Below are 19,192 nucleotides of genomic sequence, written 5' to 3' on the forward strand. Positions count from 1 at the left end.
AACATCTCGAGGATGTTCTAAGCGGCCGCCTTCGGGGTCCAGGCGTCGCAGCGGGCGGCGCGGCGCCAGGCGTTGGGCGGCGAGCCGACCGCGCGCTTGAACAGCCGCGTCAAGTGCGACTGATCGGCCAGGCCGCAGTCCAGGGCGATCTCGGCGATCGAGGCGTCGGTGGTCAGCAGCATCTGCTTGGCCAGGGTGATGCGCTGCTGGATGACGTAGTGCGAGAAGGTCGTGCCGAACGTCGCCTTGAAGGCGCGCGAGAAGTAGTTCGGGCTCAGCGAAACCAGGGCGGCCACCGCGTCGATGCGGATCGGATGCGACAGATGCTGCTCGACGAAGGCCTCGATCCGTCGCGCCTGCCAGGCGGCCAGGGCGCCTTGGGCCAGCGGCGCGGGATGGGTCGAGCGGTCGGCCAGGGTGAAGGCCTGCTCGACCAGCCGGCGCGAGGCGATGCGGTCGCCCTCGAACAGGCGCAGGGCCTTGTCCAGCAGCTCGGAGATCATGCCGTTGTCGCCGACGGCGAACGGTTCGATGTCTGCTGTTCCGATCGCGTTGAGCATCGCGTTCCCCCAAGGCTTGGCCGTGACGCGTGCTGCGCCTGACCGTTGAGAGAACATGGTCGATGAACGCATTCCGCGTCAGCCGCCAACGGGTGACATTTCACTAACCCAGATGGGGTACCGCGCCGTCGCGCGGCTGTCTCAGAAACGGAACTGGACGATCGCCATGGCGAAGTCGACGTCGTGGCCGCCGGCCGCCTTCACCGCCGCGCCGGCCTCGGCGTGGACCGCTTCCAGCGTGATCTTGACGTTGCGATTGATCTGCCAGCCCAGGTCGGCCTGCCAGTCCTGGCTGACGCCCTTGGCGGTCGAGGCGCCGCCGCCCGCCAGCACCGCATAGGGCTGCAGGTAGATGGCGTCGCGACCGTTCTCGCGGCGGCGATCGGTGTGGCTGATCTCCACAGAGACCGACTTGGTCGGCGCCGCGCCCAGCGCCACCCGCCAGGCGGAAAGGTTGCTCCAGCTGACCAGCGCCGCTTCGCTGAAATAGGCCCCCTTGGGGAACAGCGGGTTGAAGGTCTCCAGCTTGCCGTCGGTCGGATCGCCGTCGCCCGAGCCGAGGTCACGACGCACCGACAGGCGCGGCTTCCACGGCGCGGCGAAGGTGTAGCCGGCGCCGGCCGAGCCGCCCCAGGCGCGGATGTCCTGACCGGCGAAGTGGCCGCGCTGGACCATGGCCTCGACCTCATAGTCGATCGCCCCGGCCTTGCCGGCCAGGCGCGCGCCGACGCTGCGGCGGCGCTCGTCGCCGGTCACCGTCCCAAAGCGGACCCGGTCGCGGTCGAGGTTCAGGCTGTAGACGTCCAGGCTGACGCCCTTGGCGACGGGCGCGGTGGCGTAGACGCCCCAGAAGGCTTGGGCCGTGTTGCGGCTGTCGTTGAACGCGCCCGGCGTGATGGTGACGGGATGGGTGTAGAAGGCGTCGACCTTCAAGCCCTTGCCGCCATAGGTCAGCCGCGCGCCGTCGAAGCTCTGGCGGATGTTGGGTCCCTCGCGCACCGAGACGAAGCGCTGGGTGGCGTTGAAGCTCAGCTCTTGCCGGCCCAGGCGCAGGCGCCAGTTCTTTGAGGGCGTGAGGTCGAGGAACAGCACCTCGGCGTCCAGGCCGTCGCGGTCGGTGATGGCCGGCGCCTCGCCCTTGCCGAGGTCACGGTGCAGGCCCAGCTCGCCATAGACTCGGACGGTCGAATTCAGGTGCAGGTCGGCGCTGACCAGGCCTCGGAAGAGCTCGAAGGTGTCGGCCTGAGCGCCGCCGACGCCGAAGCGCGGGGCGTCGATGGTGTCGAGCCGCAGCCGGGCCTCGCCGCCAAGGGTCAGATAACCGTCCTCGCCGACCGGGATGTAGCGCAGCGGATCGAGACCCGTCAGCTTCGGGGCGGACTTCAGGTAGCCGTAGTCCTCGTCGGCGCGGACCAATTTGAAGGCCGGCGGCTCGGCGGCCTGGACCGCGCTCGCGGCCAGCAGGGCGGCGATCATGCCGCCACCGCGCGCGGGCCTCGGGCATAGAAGCCGCCCAGGATCGCGACCACGACGGCGGCGGGCAGCAGGCTCCACGGACCGGCCAGGATCACGCCGATCGCGCCGCCGATGGCGCCGACCGCGAAGGCCATGACCGGCGGCCAGGTCTTGACGATCCGGGCGCGCAGGGCCTCGTCCAGGCCGTTCTTGGAGGACAGCAGATCGACGAGGTCGATGGCGATCTGGGTGACGTTGCCGGTCATGATCGTCGTCGGCGCCAGGTGGCTGAACACCACGCGAGCGCCGACGTTCTGTACGGCCATGGCGCAGACGCCGAAGAGACCCGCCAGCATCACCGCCGGCTCATCCGCGTTGTCGGCCGGCAGGGCCGCGACGGTCAGCAGCATGAAGATCAGCAGCATCGCCGCCTGCAACAGCAGCACCGCCGCCTCATTGGCCTGGCCGCGCGCCCGGCGCTTGCAGATCATCACATAGGTGGCGGCCGCCGCGAGGATGAACACCGGCAGGGACAGGAGCTTGGTGGCGATGCCCTGGCCGCCGCCGGCGAGCGAGACGCCCAGCATGACGAGGTTGCCGGTGGCGTGGTTCACGAACAGGCCGAACAGCAGCACGAAGCCGACCACATCGACATAGCCGCCGACCAGGGCCATGCCGATGCCGGTCGCAGCCGACAGGCGAGGGGACGGCGCGCTCATGCCCACTTCTCCCGCTCGACCAGGATGGCCGCCAGCATGAAGCCGCCGATCAGGCCGATGTGTTCGAGGAAGGTGTTCAGCGCGTGGAAGCGCTCCACCGGGTCGGTGACCGTCCAGTAGGGGTGGGCGATCAGGGTGGCGAAGGCGGTGAAGACGCCCAGGGCGCCGGCGGCCAGCCAGCCGATGCGGCCCAGGATCAGGGCGATCGAGCCGCCCAGCTGGACCAGCACCGTGGCGGCCACGACCAGCCAGGCGGGCTTGAGGCCGAAATGGGCGGCCTCGGCCAGGGCGCCGTGCAGGTCGGTCAGCTTGGCGATCCCGCTCCACCAGTAGGGCAGGGTCAGGACCGCGCGGGCCAGGGTTCCGAACGCCGTCGAGCGCAGGAGGGCGGAGATGGGAGCGGGGGTGTCCATGATCAGACCGCCCAGCAGCCGCAGCCCATGGCGCCCCAGAAGGAGCGCGCATCGCTGGTCGGGGCCTCAGCGCCCAGGGCGGCCGCGTGGTTGTGGCCGTGGACGTTGCAGCTGCTGGCGCAACCGCACGCCGAGGCCAGGGCGCGGGCGTGACCGCGCGAGCGATCCTGATAGCCGCCGAAGGTCCGCACCGGCGACCAGTCGGGCATCGGCGGGGGCAGGACCGGGGCCAGCTTGTCGTACTCGCCCTGGCCGTGGACGACCTTGCCGCCCAGCAGGGTCAGCACCGCCGACAGGTGCGGGATCTCGTCCTCGGGCACGGTCATGTAGTCGTCCGAGAGAACCGCCAGGTCAGCCAGTTGCCCGACGGCGATCTGGCCCTTCTTGCCTTCCTCGTTCGAGAACCAGGTGTTGGCGGTGGTCCACAGGCGCAGGGCCTCCTCGCGGTCGACGCGGTTGGCCGGCGGGTAGAGGCGCGTGCCGCCCACCGTCTTGCCGGTCACCAGCCAGTTCAGCGAGACCCACGGGTTGTAGCTGGCCACCCGCGTGGCGTCGGTGCCGGCCCCGACGGGGATGCCGGCCTTCAGCATCTTGCCGATCGGCGGGGTGGCCTCGGCGGCCTTGGCCCCGTAGCGCTCCATGAAGTACTCGCCCTGGAAGGCCATCCGGTGCTGCACGGCGATGCCGCCGCCCAGGGCCGCAATGCGATCGATATTGCGGTCGCTGATGGTCTCGGCGTGGTCGAAGAACCAGTGCAGGCCGTCGAACGGCATGTCGCGGTTGACCTTCTCGTAGACGTCCAGCGCCCGCGTGATGGTCTCGTCGTAGGTGGCGTGCAGCCGCCAGGGCCAGCGGTTCTCGACCAGGTGACGGATCACCGGCTCCAGGTCGCTTTCCATGTTGGCCGGCATCTCGGGACGCTCGACGCGGAAGTCCTCGAAGTCGGCGGCGCTGTAGACCAGCATCTCGCCGGCGCCGTTGTGGCGGTACTTGTCGTCGCCTTGGCCGGGCTTCACCTGCTTGGACCACGACTGGAAGTCCGACAGCTCGGCCTTCGGCTTCTGGGTGAACAGGTTGTAGCTGATGCGCAGGGTCAGCTGGTCGTCGGCGTGCAGCTTCTCGACGATCTCGTAGTCGTCCGGATAGTTCTGGAAGCCGCCGCCGGCGTCGATCACGCCGGTCACGCCCAGGCGGTTCATCTCGCGCATGAAGTGGCGGGTCGAGTTCAGCTGGTACTCGGGCGGCAGCTTGGGGCCCTTGGCCAGGGTGGCGTAGAGGATCGTGGCGTTAGGCTGGGCCAGCAGAAGCCCCGTGGGCTCGCCCGAGGCGTCGCGCTGGATCTCGCCGCCCGGCGGGTTGGGCGTGTCCTTGGTGTAGCCGACGGCGCGTAGGGCGGCGCGGTTCAGCAGGGCGCGGTCATAAAGGTGGAGGATGAACACCGGCGTCTCGGGGGCTGCGGCGTTGATCTCGTCCAGGGTCGGCAGGCGCTTCTCTACGAACTGGTGCTCGGTGAAGCCGCCCACGACGCGCACCCACTGCGGCGGCGGGGTGTTGGCGGCCTGCTTCTTCAGCATGGCCATGGCGTCGGCCAGGGTCGGCACGCCGTCCCAGCGCAGCTCCATGTTGTAGTTCAGCCCGCCGCGGATGATGTGCATGTGGCTGTCGATCAGGCCGGGGATCACCCGGCGACCCTTCAGGTCGATGATCGTCGGATTGGGGCCGGCGGCGGCGCGGACTTCGCCCTCCTCGCCGACGGCGGCGAACTTGCCGTCGCGGACCAGGGCGGCGTCGGCGCGCGGGTTGCCGCGGTCGAGGGTCGTGAACTTGCCGTTGATGAGCAGCAGGTCGGTCATGGCGCGCCTTTCAGCGAAAGCGGAACTGGAGAGAAAGGCCGCTCCGAGAGCGACGGTCTGACGACGGTTGAGGGTCATGCCTGGCCCTCCGGCTTCTGCGGATCAATGGCTTGCGGGCCCAGCACCTGGCCGGCGCACTCGGGCGCCTTCAGATAGGACACGACCGGGGCCTTGGTCAGCAGGCGCTTGGCGATCGGGATCGCCTGTTCGCCCAGCAGCATGCCCATCAGGCCCAGCAGGGCGATGGCCGGCGGGGCCGGCGAGCGGACATTGAGCAGCGAATAGATCACGCCGACGAGCAGGCCGGCGCCGAGGGAAAGCAGGTAAGGTTTCATGGCCGACCTCCGTGAACTGAAGAAGAGGCGGGGTCTTGCACAACCCCGCCTCGAAACGGACGTCAGGCGGCGGTGGCGTGGCCTTCCGAAGCGCCGAACATGGTCTTGGCGTAGATGATGCCCAGGCCGTACGAGCCGCCATAGGTGCGGGCGATGCCGGTGGTCAGGTCGTAGGTCTCGCTGCGGGCCCAGTCGCGTTGCAGCTCCAGCAGATATTGCAGCGAGGTCATCGGGCGGGCGCCGGCCTGGACCATGCGGTCCATGGCGCGGTTGTGGGCCTCGGCCGAGACGTCGCCGCAGGCGTCGGCGATGACGTAGACTTCAAAGCCCTGGGCCAGGGCCGACAGGGCCGGGCCGACGATGCAGACGCCGGTCCACAGGCCGGCCAGCACGATGCGCGGCTTGCCGATCTCGTTGACCTTGGCGATGACGTTGGCGTCTTCCCAGGTGTTCATCGAGGTGCGGTCGATGGCGGCCTCGCCGGGGAAGGCGTCCTTGATCTCGTCGAACATCGGCCCCGAGAAGCTCTTCTCGGCGACCGTGGTCAGGATGGTCGAGACGCCGAAGCCGGCGGCGGCGCGGGCGACCAGGGCGGTGTTGGTGCGCAGCTCGGTGGCAGAGATCGAGTGGGTCGCGAAAGCCATCTGCGACTGGAAGTCGATCATGATCAGGGTGTGGTCGGTCGGGGTCAGCAGTTGCGGGCCGGCGGTGGGGGTGGCGACGAGGGTCATGGTCGGGTCCTTTTGGCTGGGGTGGGAGGACCGTTCCCGGCCGCCCCGTTGTTCTGACAAGCTCACTTTGGCCGCGACGCATCGCCGCATAAATGGAAATGGTGGAAAGTCATTGTTTCCAAAAATGCACTCGATCGGCGCGTCGAATTAGGCGTGTTCAGGCTACGGAGCAGGACGCCGGCCGGCTCGGCGGGTCCTGTCGCTTTTTGAACGGACGCGCCCGAAACTCGGCGACGGCCTCGCGCACGACTGTCACAAAACCGCATTACGGCTCCGCTCGACCTGTACCCGGAGATGACGATGCTCAGCCTGCTTCTGGCCCTCGTGGCGGCCGAACCCAGCGTCCCGGGGGCGCGGATGAACGACATCCTCGCGGTGGGCACGCACAACTCCTACAAGGCCGCGATCCCGGCCGAGGAATTAGCGGCCATGGTCGCGGCGGCCGGGCCGGGGGCCCTGGGCATCGACTACAGCCATCGTCCGCTGACGGAGGAGCTTGACGCCGGCGCCCGTCAGCTGGAGCTGGACGTGGTCCGCGATCCCGACGGCGGCCGCTTCGCCCAGCCGAAGACCGCGTTCGGCAAGGGCTTCATCCCGACCCCGGCCTGGGCGGCGGCGATGGCCAAGCCGGGCTACAAGGTCCTGCACATGCAGGACGTCGACTTCCGCTCGACCTGCGTGACCTTCGTGGCGTGCCTGACCCAGATTCGGACCTGGTCGAAGGCCCATCCGGACCACGCGCCGATCCTGATCCTGCTGAACGCCAAGGAAGGCGCATCCAGCTTCCCCGGCGGCGTCGTGGCCCTGCCGTTCGACGAGAAGGCCTTCGACGCTCTGGACGCCGAGATCCGGTCGGTCTTCTCCGACGCCGAGCTGATCACCCCCGACCAGGTCCAGGGCAGGCGCGCCACCCTGCGCGAGGCGGTGACCACCGACGGCTGGCCGGCGCTGAGCGCCTCGCGCGGCAAGGTGTTCTTCGCCCTCGACGAGGCCCCCGAGAAGGTCGCGGCCTATCGCGGAGCCCGCAAGTCGCTGGAAGGTCGGGCGATGTTCGTCAATACCGACGAGGCCTCGCCGGCCGCCGCCTACCTGACCCTCAATGATCCGATCGGCCAGCGCGCCCGCATCGCCGCCGCCGTGAAGGCCGGCTTCATCGTTCGCACCCGCGCCGACGCCGACACCGTCCAGGCCCGCAAGGCCGACGTCTCGATGCGTAGCGCCGCGCTGTCCAGCGGCGCGCAGTACGTCTCGACCGACTACCTGTGGGCCGACCCGCGCTTCGCCGGCGGCTACACGGTGCGCCTGACCGGCGGCGAGGCGGCGACCTGCAATCCCGTCCGCATGGCCAAGGGCTGCGACAAGCCGTTCGAGAGCGTGGCCGGCGCGCCGGTCCAGGGCTATCTGGCTCCCGCCCAGCGCCCGGACCTGACCAAGATCCTGGCCGCGCCGCCGGCCGACGGCTCGCCGCGCGCCATCGCCGACGCCGCCATCTTTGATCAGAGCCGGGCCCTGAAGGGCACGCCACGCTGGCAGCGGGCCACCGACGATGTCGATGGCTCGGTCTGGAAGCACTTCTCGCAGGCCCTGGGCGTGACGATCGACCCGGCCCAGGCCCCGATCCTGGCCGCCTTGCTGGAGCGCGCCGGCGACGACCGCTCGGTGGTCGGCGACGCCAAGACCCACTGGGGCACCAAGCGCCCCTACATGGACAAACCCGACGCGCCGGTCTGCGAGGCCAAGACCGCCCATCTCTCCGGCAATCCCGACTATCCGTCGGGCCACTCGGCGTTCGGCATGCACGTGGCGCTGATCCTGGCCGAGCTGGCCCCCAGCCGCGCCGACGCGCTGTACGCCCGGGGCCGCGACTATGCCGAAAGCCGCTGGATCTGCGGCTCGCACACCGTCAGCGCCACCGAGGCCGGCATGCAGTCGGGGGCGACGATCTACGCCGCCGAGCACGTCTCGCCGGACTTCCGCCGCGACATGGAAGCGGCCCGCGCGGAGCTGGACGCCATCCTCGGCAAACCCCGGCCGTGAAGTTTTGATGAAATCAACGTCTCGCCGCTGAGGGGCCCTTCGGGGCCGTCGTTGAAGCCGACGGGGGCGTGCGCCGGACGAGAACGTTCGGCCCTCCGCCCGTCGCAACAACGACTCGGGGATTGAGCGGATGATCGGACTGAACACGAACTGCGGCCGCGCGCGCCGCACCGCCTGGCTGATGACCAGCTGCGCCGCCATCGGCCTGTTCGCCGCCACGGGCGTCCAGGCCCAGGCCGCCGCCGACAACGCCCAGGTCGAAGAGATCGTCGTCACCGGCAGCTACGCCCGCAGCCTGCAGAAGGCCGTGGACATGAAGCGCGAGACCACCGGCTTCTCGGACTCGATCGTCGCCACCGACGTCGCCAACTTCCCGGAACAGAACCTGGCCGAGGCGCTGCAGCGCATGCCGGGCGTGACCATCGAGCGCAACAAGGGCCTGGGCGGCCGCGTCAGCGTCCGTGGCCTGCCGCCCGAGTTCACCTTCGTCACCATCAACAACCTGGCCACGGCCTCGGGCAGCGGCGGCCGTGACGTCGAGTTCGACATCTTCGCCTCGGAGATCATCCAGCAGGTGACGGTGCAGAAGTCGCCGCGCGCCTCGGACGAAGAGGGCGGCATCGCCGGTTCGGTCTACATCTCGACCGCCCGTCCGTTCGACTACAACGGCCGCAAGCTGATCGCCTCGGCCGAGGGCGCCTACAACTCGATCTCCAAGAAGACCGACCCGAAGGTCGCCTTCCTGGCCTCGGACACCTGGGGCAACTGGGGCGGCCTGGTGTCGTTCTCGGCCGCGCGCCGTTCGAACCGCACCGACTCCAACTCGGGCATCAACTTCCGCCCGATGTCGCGCTTCCTGGAAGCCGGCGGCGTCCGTGAATCGCAGGCCGCCGCGGTGCTGGCCCGCGACGCCGGCGTGATCGTCAAGAACAACCGCGACCGCAACGAGACCAACCGCATCATCTTCCAGGACAAGGTCGGCGACCGCGCCTACCTGAACACCCAGGACCAGTGGGGCGGCTCGGCCTCGCTGCAGTACAAGCCCTCGGACAATTTCGACATCGCCTTCGACCTGCTGGTCGGCGGCTACGACGCGACCGAGGACCAGTACGACGCGGCGGCCTATTCGGCCTCGAGCCGCAGCACGCTGGAGACCATCCACGAGTACGACAAGACCACGCTGGCCGACTACAACATGGTCGTGCTGCGCGACGTCTCGTACACCGCGACCCAGCACGAGATGCTCAGCAAGGAGCAGATCAACAAGACCGACTACACCCAGTTCGGCTCGGACCTGAACTGGCGCGGCGAGACCTGGAAGCTGCACGCCATGGCCGGCTATTCGGGCGCCAAGAAGACGCTCGACTACTCGAACCTGAAGCACGTGGCCTACGCCCCGTCGCGCACCCGCTGGACGGAAAAGGGCGGCGAGACCGTCAAGAGCGCCAACCCGGCTTCGATCGACATGTACAACTCGCCGTCGAAGTACCTGTTCGAGGCCTACGAGACGACCCTCGAGAAGATCACCGACGACAAGTACGCCGCCCAGGCCGACTACACGAAGGAGTTCTCGCTGGGCTTCTTCCCGGCCCTGAAGACCATCCAGGTCGGCGCCCGCTACACCGACAAGTCGAAGGAACGCCAGTACGGCGCCCTGAACATCCAGGGGCCGAGCGCGGGCAGCACCGCCTGGCTGAACACCCGCACCATGGCCGACAGCCCGCTGACCCCGATCGGCGATCTGGTGCCCGGCGGCGACTACACCGTCCGCGACCTCAACTGGAGCCAGATCTCCAACGAGTACGCGCGCAAGACCTTCCGCTACGCCGGCTTCAAGACGCCGTTCACGCCGGGCGACTACTACAAGGTCGATGAGAAGGTCACGAGCGCCTACGCCATGGCCGACCTCGGCTTCGACGTCGGCCCGGTGCCGGTCGCGATCAACGGCGGCGTCCGCTACGTCGACACCTCGATCACCTCGTCGGGCTACCACCAGGTGCAGACGACGACCGGCGGCACGGCCTACACCCCCGCGCCGGTGTCCAGCGACGGCAGCTACAACAAGCTGCTGCCCAGCGTGAACTTCACCGCCGACATCACCGACAGCATCGTGCTGCGCGCCGCGGCGTCGAAGACCCTGATGCGGCCGGCCCTGACGGATCTGGCCTACAAGCGCACCGCCAGCTTCAACTCGTTCCGCTTCACCGACGGCAACCCGAACCTGAAGCCGACCTTCGCCGAGCAGTATGACATCGGCCTCGAGAAGTACCTGCCGCAGGGCGGCCTGCTGGCGGCTTCGTACTTCAAGAAGAAGATCGAGGGCGTCGTCCGCCAGGCCCTGACCGGCCAGGTCAAGAACGTCACCAAGTACAATGCCAACGGCACGATCGACGGCGTCTACGACTTCGACGTCTACCAGCCGATCAACGTCGAGGGCTCGTACGACGTCGACGGCGTCGAGCTGGTCGCCATCGTGCCGTTCGGCATGATCTGGGAGCCGGCCAAGGGCTTCGGCATCAACGCCAACTACACGATCCTGGACAGCTCGCTGAGCGGTCAGTCGACCCTCGGCATCCCGATGCCGCCGGTGGGCCTGGCCGACAAGGCCTACAACTTCACGCTCTACTACGAGAACGACAAGTTCCAGGCCCGCGTGTCCTACAACTACAAGGGCAAGTACGTCGAGGCGATCGGTTACGAAATGTATCCGATCACGCGCGACGCCTACGGCCAGACCGACATGTCGATCAGCTACAACGTCAACGACCGCGTCCAGTTGAGCCTGGAGGGGATCAACATCACCGACGAGGCCACCACGGGCTACACCATGGATCCGTCGTTCCCCACCATGTACGAGAAGTCCGGACGGCGCTTCTCGCTCGGCCTGCGGATGAACTTCTGAGCCCGCTTGACGTCATGACCGGTGGCGCTTCTCCCTTCACGGGGAGGAGCGCTTCCGCGCGTTCCCATAAAGGGGGCGAGAAGGGGAGCGGCATGATCGGGCTGCGCGCCGAGCTGGTGTCATTCCTGCAAAGGCGTGGGCAGTCGCTGGAGGACGCCGAGGACATCGTCCAGGAGACCTTCGCCCGCTTCCATCGCGCCGGCCACGAGTTCGGCCAGGCCGATGCGCGGCCGCTGCTGTTCGCCATCGCCAAGAACCTGCTGAAGGACCACTGGAAGCAGGCCGGCCGCGAGCGGGCCCGCACCATGCGGCTCGACACCGACGATACGACCTCGGCCTGGGAGAATGCGCCCAGCGAGGACCCGGCCGCCGATCGCCGCTCGATCGCCCGCCAGGACCTGGCCGGCATCGCCGCCGCCATCCGCGAGCTGCCGCCGCGCTGCCGCGACGCCTTCCTGCTGCACCGCTTCGAGGACCTCAGCTATCGTCAGATCGCCGATCGCCTGGGTGTTTCGGTCAGCATGGTGGAAAAGCACCTGGCCGAGGCGCTACGACGGCTGAAAGCCGCGCGGGGGACCTGAGGTGTTCGTCGTTGCGATCGTTGTGAAGATACATCCCGCCGCCAGGAAGGCCTGAACCACTAAGATGATCGACCGTCTCGCCAGCTTGTTCGAACAAAAGCCGCGTACAGCGGAGGACTGGGTCGTGCGCCTGGGCCGTCCCGACGCGCCGCGTTCGACCCTGGCGGCCTTCGAGCGCTGGCTGGCGGCCGATCCCCGCAATCTCGCCGACTATGAAGACGCCAAGGGTCTGCTGCGCGAGACGCGCGACCTGCGGGCAGAACTACTGGGCGAGCTGAACCTGATCCCGCCCGCGCCGGTGGCCGCGCGTCACCGCGAGAAGACCGGCTGGACGCCCGTGGCCCTGGCCGGCGGCCTGGTCGCCGCCGTGCTGGCCGTGGCCATCGCCCCCACCTTGATCCACCGCTTCCAGGATCCGCTGGCCGGCGCCTCGACCTACACGACCGCCGTCGGCGAGATCCGCGACGTGACCCTGGCCGACGGCTCGGTGGTCACGCTGGACACCGCCACCACCTTGCGCGCCAAGGTCGACGGCAAGGTCCGCCGCCTCGCTTTGGACAAAGGCGCAGCCTATTTCGCGGTCGCCCACGACAAGGCCCACCCGTTCCAGGTGGCCCTGGCCGACCGGCAAGTCATCGTCACCGGCACCCACTTCGCCACGAGCCTCCGCGACGGCCGTGCCCGGGTGGAGCTGCTGGAGGGCTCGGTCGAGGTCTCGCAGCCCCGATCCTCGACCGAGCCCGTTCGTCTCGCCCCCGGCGACCAGGTCACCTATCAGGCCGGCAGCGCGGTACGCCGCGAGGCCCGCATCGATCCGGCCACCGCCGTCGCTTGGCGCCAGCGCCGGCTGGTCTTCCAGGACGCGGCCCTGTCCGAGGTGCTGGCCGAGCTGGGCCGCTACACGGACGCGAAGATCCGCCTGGCCAGCCCTGCTCTGGGTCGCCAGCGCGTCACCGCCATGCTGCCGCTGGACGGCCGCGGCACGGTGATCGACCGCGCCGCCAAGGTGCTGCCGGTGATGCTCAAAAACACCGGTCCGGGCGAGGTCGTCGCCACCGCTCGCTAGCTTCGCAAGTCTGTCACGAAGCCGCGTTACCAGACCCTGGGCGCCCAACAGCGCCGGGGGTTTTTGACCAGTCGTCGCATGTCTTTCCGCCGCGTGTCCGCCCTGACGATCGCGGCGCTGTCCGCGACCGCGCCGGCGTTCGCGGCCCCGGCGCAGCGTTTCGACATCCCGGCCCAGGACGCCCGCGCGGCCCTGATGGCGCTGTGCCTGAAGGCCGGCTGCGCCTTCGCCCTGTCGGCCGAGCCGGGCCGCACCTACCGCGCCAACGCCGTCTCCGGGACCATGCCTTGGCAGGACGCCCTGAAGCGCCTGCTGGCCGGCACGGGCCTGCGCTACGAGATCGCCGACCACGCCTCGGTGCGGGTCTGGGCCGAGGCGGCGCCGACCACTCCGCGCGCCGCGCCGGTCGTCGAGGAGCCGGCCGATCTGGAGGCGGTGACGATCACCGCCGCCTTCGTGGCCGGGATCGAGGACTCCCTGCTGCAGAAGCGTCGGGCCGACGCCATCATCGACGCGGTCTCGGCCGGCCGCATCGGCGAGCTGCCCGCCGCCAACCTGGCCGAGGCCCTGCAACGCGTGCCCGGCGTGGCCATCGAGCGCGAGGTGGGCGAGGGCCAGTTCGTTAGCGTCCGGGGCCTGGGGCCGCTGTTCCAGTCGGTGACCCTGAACGGCGCGCCGGTGGCGTTCAACGAGAACATCCGCAACTCCACCCAGAGCGGCCGTCAGTTCCGCTTCCGCGCCCTGTCGGCCGACCTGCTGGCCGGGGCAGTGGTGGCCAAGTCGGCGACGGCGGACCTCGTCGATGGCGGCATCGGCTCGAACATCGACATCCGCACGGTGCGCGGGCTGGAGGGACCATCGTACCTGTCGCTGCGCGCCGACGCCCATGTCGAGGCCCGTTCGGGCGCGGTGTCGCCGGACCTGGCCGTCTCCGGCCGCTGGCGGCGGGCCGACGACAAGCTGGGCGTGGTGGCCGGCGTCTCCACCGAGCGGCGCGAGGTGCAGTACGACCGCTTCCAGGTCTCGCGCTATCGCGACGTCGCCATCGGCGGCGCGTCGCTGACCGTCCCCGAGGACGTCCGCACCACGGTCGAGCAGGAACAGCGGGCCCGGACCACGGCGTTCGCGGGGGCCGAGTGGCGGGTCGCGCCGACCGTGACCCTCTATCTCGACGCCCTGGCCTCGCGCTTCGACAACGGCATCCGGGAAGACCGCATCGTCTACGGGATCGGTGACTATGTAGCCCAGGCCGTGGCGGCGGGGGATGCGCGGCTGGAGGGCCGGACCCTGCTGGGCGGCCGCATCGCCGCCGGCCAGATCAGCAACAACCTGGAGGTCTCCGACCAGGTCCACGAGAACGTCTCGCTGAGCTTGGCCATGAAGGCCGAGACGGGCGGCTGGAACCTGGAGCCACGCCTCAGCCTGTCCAGCGCCCGCTCGAACCTCGACACTCCGTTGCAGCGGATCGGGGCGGTCAGTCCGCTGGGCGTGTCCTACAGCTTCGACCTCGGCGACGACCTGGTCGAGACCCGCAAGGCGCCGCGACTGTCGACGTCGTTCGACCTGACCGATCCGGGCCTGCCGACCTTCTCGCGCTACGGCGTCCGCGCCACGCAAGTCGAGGATCACGACGTCACCGGTCTGATCGCCGCCGAGCGGCCGGTCGATTGGAGCCTGGGACCGCTGCGCTTCGAGCGCCTGCGTCTGGGCGGACAGGCCACCGATCGGGGCCGGGACTACCAGCGCCGCGACCGGGAAGCGACGTTGCGGCCGGGCGCCGCCGTCGATCCGGGCTTCTTCGACATCGAAGCGCCGAGAGCCGCGTTCGACCGTCTGATCGCCGACCGGCCGCCGGCCTGGACGGCCGCCGACTTCGACGCCTTCCGCCAGGCCTTCGTGCTGGCGGGCGAGGCCGATGGGGTGATCGTCGACGCCAAGGACCTGGTCCCCACCGGCGCGGACCTGCAGGGCTCGTACAAGGTCAGCGAGCGGATCCTGGCGGGCTATGGCCGGCTGGATTTCGCCACCAGCGTGATGGGCCTGCCCGCGACCGGCAATGTCGGCGTGCGCGTAGCGCGGACCCGCACCGCTGTGGTCGGTTCGCTGCTGGGGGTCTCGACCAGCGGCTACATGGACGTTCGCCCGGTGCGCTACACCGGCGCCCACGCCGTGGCCCTGCCCAGCGCCAACTTGGCCATCGCCCTGGACCCGCGCTGGCGCTTGCGGCTGGCGGCCTCGCGCAGCATTACTCGGCCGTCGCTGGCGGACCTGCGCTCGGCCACCGTGCCGGCCAGCAGCCTGGTCTCGATCCTCTACGAGCGCGGCCAGGCCGAGATCGACCATCCCTCGCCGGGGACCCTGTTCTCGGGCGTCGGCGGCAATCCTGAACTGAAGCCGTACCTGGCGACCAACTACGACGCCTCGCTGGAGCGTGAGTTCGAAGGCTTCGGGGGTGTCAGCCTGGCGGTGTTCCACAAGAGCATCGACGACTTCATCGTCGCCTCGGCCCGGCCCGAGCAGCTGGCCTTCGCCACCCGCGCCGGGACGCCGGTGACCGCCGTGGTGATGATGTCGCGGCCGCGCAACGCCGGGCAGGCGCATGTGACCGGGCTGGAGGCCGCGTTCAGCCGGCGCTTCGCCCACGGCTTCGGGGTCTGGACCAGCGCCACCTGGGTCGACGCCGCCAGCCGCGACGAGCAGGGCCGGCGCGGCCGGCTGAACGGCGTCTCGCGCCTGTCCTACTCGATCAGCCCATTCGTCGAGCGCGGTCCGCTGCACGCCCACCTGTCCTGGACCTGGCGCTCGCCGTTCGGGTCGGAGGCCGACATGCAGGGGGGCGGGGTGTCCAGCTTCGTCGTCGCCAGCGCCGGCTACCTGGACGCGGCCGGCTCCTATGATCTGAGCCCCCGCGTCTCGCTCTATGTCGAGGCCAGCAACCTGACCGACACGGTCGAGGCCGCCTACGAGAACCTCCGCACCCGTCCGTTGCAGATCGGCCGCTCGGGCCGTTCGTTCGGTCTGGGCGTCCGCGTGCGGCTCTAGCCGCCATTTGTCCTGCAGGACACCGGTTACCATCGTGAAATATCGTACGGTCGCGTGCGAGCGCTGTCAATCACGCCAAATCGGCCCGATCACTTGTCGTAAACGGCGGTCGAAAGCGGCTTGAAAAAATCTTGCCAGCGCTGTCATTTTGCCATTGCGACGGTCCGTGACCGATGTTACCGCTAACTAGTTCCTCATGCGCTGGTTGTTTTCCAGGGCTCGGGGGACGGGAAGAGCAGCCGGGAATAATTCCGGCTCGTAACAAAAACAGCGCCCCACAGGGGCTAATTAGGGGGAACGGCTATGAAGCGGCTTCGTCGCTTGCACGCGTCTGCCTCTTGCGTCGCCATCACGGCGGCCATGTTCGCCGGTTCGGCGTTCGCGCAGGCTCAAGACAACACCGCCGTCGACGAGATCGTCGTCACCGGCATCCGCGCTTCGCTCGAGCGATCGATCGCGATCAAGCGCAACAACAGCGGCGTCGTCGACGCCATCTCCGCCGAAGACATGGGCAAGTTCCCAGACACCAACCTGGCGGAATCCCTGCAGCGCATCACCGGCGTGTCCATCGACCGCACCAACGGCGAAGGCTCGCAGGTCACGGTCCGCGGCTTTGGTCCCAGCTTCAACCTGGTGACCCTGAACGGCCGCTCGATGCCCACCGCCAAGGTCGCCACGGTCGGTGGCGACCAGTCGGCCGACTTCGCCTCGGGCACCAGCCGCTCGTTTGACTTCTCCAACCTCGCCTCGGAAGGCGTGACCACGCTGGAGGTCTACAAGACCGGCCGCGCGGCCGTGCCTTCGGGCGGCATTGGCGCCACCATCAACGTCAAGACCCGCCGCCCGCTGGACGGTAAGCCGGGCCTGACGGGCAGCATCGGCGTCAAGGGTGTCTATGACACCAGCATGGACAAGAAGGTTGACGACTTCGGCCACAAGTTCACGCCGGAAGTCTCGGGCCTGGTGAACTGGGCCGACGACAGCGAGAAGTTCGGCGTCTCGCTGTTCGGCAGCTACCAGAAGCGCGACTTCACCAGCCGCGCGGCCACGTCGAACGACTGGAACATCCGCACCTATGCGGACTTCATCAATCCGGCCAACGGCTTCGTCCGCAACGGCGGCGCGACCCAGATCACCAACGCCCCGTCGAGCCCGACCACCCTGGTCGCGATTCCTAACGACAGCCGCTACCACTTCTCGCAAGGCGAGCGTGAACGCATCAACGGTCAGATGTCGGCCCAGTACCGTCCGGCCGAGAACCTGACGTTCACGATCGACGGCCTGTACGCCCAAAACAAGCAGTTCGAACGCCGCAACGACAGCACCAACTGGTTCAATCGTCCGTTCGACAAGGTGACGTTCGACAAGAACCCTGTCGTCGCCACCGCCGTCCTGCTGTCCGAAACCCTGACCGGCACCAAGGACATGGGCTTCGAGCAACAGTACCGCGCTACCAAGGACACCTTGAAGTCGGTGGGCTTCAACGGCGACTGGAAGGTCACCGACCGGTTCGGCTTGACCCTGGACGCTCACGTCTCGAAGGCCGACAGCCGTCCGGACGCTCCGAACGGCACCAGCATGACGTCCGTGTCGATCGGCGCCCCGGTCGTTGCGGCCCACAGCGTGGACTATACCGGCGCCGTGCCGGTGCAGACCATCACGATCAACGACGCCGCGCCGCGCGGCAACGGCAACGGCGTGCTGGACGCCGGCGACCTTGGCAGCCAGGTGGCCCGCACCTCGGCCCAGCGCCAGCAGCAGAAGGTCAAGGAAGTCCGCCTGGACGGCCACTGGGATCTGGACGACAACGGCAGCCGCTTCGACTTCGGGGCCGACTACCGCACGTCGACCATGATCCAGACCAGCCTGAACACGCAGCAGGACCTGGGCAGCTGGGGCATCTCCTCGCCGCGCGACGTCCAGCAGTACGCGGGCAGCCTGGTCAAGCAATTCTGCCTGGCCTGCCAGTTCAACTCGTTCCACCCGAACCAGTCGGGCGCTGGCTTGGTGTCCTTCCGTGCCAACGCCATCGACCTCTACAACGCCCTGTCGGCCCCGTACGCGGCCAAGGGCAACGCCATCGGCGTGACCGGCCAGGACAACAACCGCGTCAAGGAAGAGATCGCCGCGGTCTATGGTCAGGTCACCTGGAAGGCGGAATTGGCGGGCCGCCCCACCGAACTGGTCACCGGCATCCGCTACGAGACGACCGACGTCACCTCGACCTCGCTGGTCCGTACGCCCAGCGCGATCGTCTGGACGGCCGATAACGACTTCACGGTCCAGACGTCGAGCACGTACCAACCGATCGCGGGCAAGGGTAAGTACAACAACCTGCTGCCCTCGATGGACTTCCGCATCGACCTGCGGGACAACCTGACCGGCCGCTTCTCGTTCAGCCGCACCATCGCGCGGCCCGAGTATGGCAACCTGTTCGCCGCCCAGACGGCCGGCGCGCCGAACCGTCCGATCGCCAACGGAGCCATTCCGCTGGGCACGAGCGGTAACCCGGACCTGGACCCTCTGATTTCCGACAACTTCGACGTGTCGGTCGAGTGGTACTACAAGCCCAGCAGCTATATCTCGTTCGGCTTCTTCGAGAAGCGGGTGAACAACTTCGTTGGCACCGGCACCAAGAACGGCAATCTGTTCGGTCTGCGTGACCCCAGCTCCGGCGCGGCGGGCAGCCGTTCGGGCCAAGCGAAGGACGCTCTGACCGGCCTGGGCGCCAACCAGACCGACGTGAACCTGTTCACGATGACGGCCCTGATCCAGCAGACCGGCTCGGTGGCGGCGGCGACGGCCCAGTTCAACGCCAACCGCATCGCGGGCGGCGACCTGAACCAGTCCTTCGTCGACCAGATCCTGGCGGCCTACGACATCACGGCCAACAGCAGCGATCCGCTGTTCAACTTCCAGATCTCGCAGCCGATCAACAACCGGACCGGCAAGATCCACGGCTTCGAAATCGCCGGCCAGCACTTCTTCGGCGACACCGGCTTCGGTGTCTCGGGGGCCTATACGCTGGTCAGCGGCGATGTCGGGTTCGACAACGGCGCCAATCCGAGCCAGGACCAGTTCGCTCTGCTGGGCCTGTCGGACACGGCCAACGCCACCCTGATCTACGACAAGAACGGGATCTCGGCGCGGATCGCCTACAACTGGCGGGACAAGTTCCTGCAAGCCACCAACCGTGGTGGCTCGCGGAACCCGGTCTATGTCGAGCCCTTCGGCCAGCTGGACTTCAACATCAGCTACGACGTCACGCCGAAGCTGGCGATCTCCCTGGAAGGCATCAACCTGACCAAGGAGCACCTGCGCACCTATGCTCGCGACAAGGCAGAGCTGTGGTTCGCCCAGGAAATCGACCGCCGCTTCCTGCTTGGCGCTCGCTACCGCTTCTAGGATCGGAAGTCTCTAGAGGCTGGGGGCAGGGGGCCGTCGCGCTTGCGGCGGCCCCTTTCTTCCTTTGAAGTAGTGGCTTGAAGTGAGTGAGCC

Annotated in this window: 13 protein-coding genes; 6 read left to right on the forward strand and 7 right to left on the reverse strand. The window is 68.5% G+C overall.

The annotated features are described in order from the left end of the window. Nucleotides 1–17: 17 nt before the first annotated feature. From AC07NI_RS17155 to AC07NI_RS17185, 7 genes are all read right to left on the reverse strand, one after another. Nucleotides 18–560 (reverse strand): helix-turn-helix domain-containing protein, encoded by a 543-nt coding sequence (locus AC07NI_RS17155; protein WP_494621265.1) that lies wholly within the window; start codon nt 558–560, stop codon nt 18–20. 141 nt (nt 561–701) lie between these two features. Continuing rightward, nucleotides 702–2,036 carry an alginate export family protein gene (locus AC07NI_RS17160; RefSeq protein WP_494621267.1) on the reverse strand — a complete coding sequence of 445 codons (1,335 nt, stop codon included), beginning with the start codon at nt 2,034–2,036 and terminating at the stop codon, nt 702–704. Next, a complete protein-coding gene (locus AC07NI_RS17165; protein WP_494621269.1) occupies nt 2,033–2,734 on the reverse strand; it encodes a YoaK family protein in 702 nt (233 codons plus the stop codon). The genes AC07NI_RS17160 and AC07NI_RS17165 overlap by 4 nt, the downstream gene beginning before the upstream one ends. After that, nucleotides 2,731–3,147, reverse strand: a complete 417-nt coding sequence (locus AC07NI_RS17170) for a DoxX family protein (RefSeq protein WP_494621271.1) — start codon at nt 3,145–3,147, stop codon at nt 2,731–2,733. The genes AC07NI_RS17165 and AC07NI_RS17170 overlap by 4 nt, the downstream gene beginning before the upstream one ends. A 2-nt stretch (nt 3,148–3,149) precedes the next feature. Then, the gene (locus AC07NI_RS17175) at nt 3,150–5,000 is read right to left on the reverse strand and encodes an amidohydrolase (protein WP_494621273.1); all 1,851 of its coding nucleotides are present in this window, start codon (nt 4,998–5,000) and stop codon (nt 3,150–3,152) included. A gap of 74 nt (nt 5,001–5,074) precedes the next feature. Beyond that, nucleotides 5,075–5,335, reverse strand: a complete 261-nt coding sequence (locus AC07NI_RS17180) for a DUF1427 family protein (protein ID WP_494621277.1) — start codon at nt 5,333–5,335, stop codon at nt 5,075–5,077. Between the two features lie 62 nt (nt 5,336–5,397). Continuing rightward, nucleotides 5,398–6,066, reverse strand: a complete 669-nt coding sequence (locus AC07NI_RS17185; protein ID WP_494621279.1) for a hydrolase — start codon at nt 6,064–6,066, stop codon at nt 5,398–5,400. Nucleotides 6,067–6,366: 300 nt separating this feature from the next. Here AC07NI_RS17185 and AC07NI_RS17190 point away from each other — a divergent pair, with 300 nt between their 5' ends. The 6 genes from AC07NI_RS17190 to AC07NI_RS17215 all read left to right on the forward strand — a co-directional run bounded on the left by AC07NI_RS17190 (nt 6,367) and on the right by AC07NI_RS17215 (nt 19,099). Next, on the forward strand, nt 6,367–8,103 hold the full coding sequence (locus AC07NI_RS17190) for a Ca2+-dependent phosphoinositide-specific phospholipase C (protein ID WP_494621281.1): 1,737 nt from the start codon (nt 6,367–6,369) through the stop codon (nt 8,101–8,103). A gap of 130 nt (nt 8,104–8,233) precedes the next feature. Then, a complete protein-coding gene (locus tag AC07NI_RS17195) occupies nt 8,234–11,005 on the forward strand; it encodes a TonB-dependent receptor (protein WP_494621283.1) in 2,772 nt (923 codons plus the stop codon). Nucleotides 11,006–11,097: 92 nt separating this feature from the next. Next, nucleotides 11,098–11,586, forward strand: coding sequence for an RNA polymerase sigma factor (locus tag AC07NI_RS17200; protein WP_494621285.1), 489 nt, complete (start codon nt 11,098–11,100; stop codon nt 11,584–11,586). A 64-nt stretch (nt 11,587–11,650) separates the two neighbouring features. Next, complete coding sequence (locus tag AC07NI_RS17205) at nt 11,651–12,652, forward strand: FecR family protein (RefSeq protein WP_494621287.1); 1,002 nt, start codon at nt 11,651–11,653, stop codon at nt 12,650–12,652. A 78-nt stretch (nt 12,653–12,730) separates the two neighbouring features. Then, nucleotides 12,731–15,694, forward strand: coding sequence for a TonB-dependent receptor (locus AC07NI_RS17210; protein WP_494621288.1), 2,964 nt, complete (start codon nt 12,731–12,733; stop codon nt 15,692–15,694). Between the two features lie 303 nt (nt 15,695–15,997). Beyond that, nucleotides 15,998–19,099, forward strand: coding sequence for a TonB-dependent receptor (locus AC07NI_RS17215; RefSeq protein WP_494621290.1), 3,102 nt, complete (start codon nt 15,998–16,000; stop codon nt 19,097–19,099). Nucleotides 19,100–19,192: the final 93 nt, after the last annotated feature.

The sequence above is a fragment of the Caulobacter sp. GW821-FHT10E02 genome (assembly GCF_059415225.1).

Excerpts from the sequence above, each read along its gene's own strand:
- AC07NI_RS17200 (WP_494621285.1), top strand. The coding sequence starts at position 11,098 with ATGATCGGGCTGCGCGCCGAGCTGGTGTCATTCCTGCAAAGGCGTGGG.
- AC07NI_RS17165 (WP_494621269.1), bottom strand. The coding sequence starts at position 2,734 with ATGAGCGCGCCGTCCCCTCGCCTGTCGGCTGCGACCGGCATCGGCATG.
- AC07NI_RS17185 (WP_494621279.1), bottom strand. The coding sequence starts at position 6,066 with ATGACCCTCGTCGCCACCCCCACCGCCGGCCCGCAACTGCTGACCCCG.
- AC07NI_RS17195 (WP_494621283.1), top strand. The coding sequence starts at position 8,234 with ATGATCGGACTGAACACGAACTGCGGCCGCGCGCGCCGCACCGCCTGG.
- AC07NI_RS17215 (WP_494621290.1), top strand. The coding sequence starts at position 15,998 with ATGAAGCGGCTTCGTCGCTTGCACGCGTCTGCCTCTTGCGTCGCCATC.
- AC07NI_RS17210 (WP_494621288.1), top strand. The coding sequence starts at position 12,731 with ATGTCTTTCCGCCGCGTGTCCGCCCTGACGATCGCGGCGCTGTCCGCG.
- AC07NI_RS17155 (WP_494621265.1), bottom strand. The coding sequence starts at position 560 with ATGCTCAACGCGATCGGAACAGCAGACATCGAACCGTTCGCCGTCGGC.
- AC07NI_RS17175 (WP_494621273.1), bottom strand. The coding sequence starts at position 5,000 with ATGACCGACCTGCTGCTCATCAACGGCAAGTTCACGACCCTCGACCGC.
- AC07NI_RS17170 (WP_494621271.1), bottom strand. The coding sequence starts at position 3,147 with ATGGACACCCCCGCTCCCATCTCCGCCCTCCTGCGCTCGACGGCGTTC.
- AC07NI_RS17160 (WP_494621267.1), bottom strand. The coding sequence starts at position 2,036 with ATGATCGCCGCCCTGCTGGCCGCGAGCGCGGTCCAGGCCGCCGAGCCG.
- AC07NI_RS17205 (WP_494621287.1), top strand. The coding sequence starts at position 11,651 with ATGATCGACCGTCTCGCCAGCTTGTTCGAACAAAAGCCGCGTACAGCG.
- AC07NI_RS17180 (WP_494621277.1), bottom strand. The coding sequence starts at position 5,335 with ATGAAACCTTACCTGCTTTCCCTCGGCGCCGGCCTGCTCGTCGGCGTG.
- AC07NI_RS17190 (WP_494621281.1), top strand. The coding sequence starts at position 6,367 with ATGCTCAGCCTGCTTCTGGCCCTCGTGGCGGCCGAACCCAGCGTCCCG.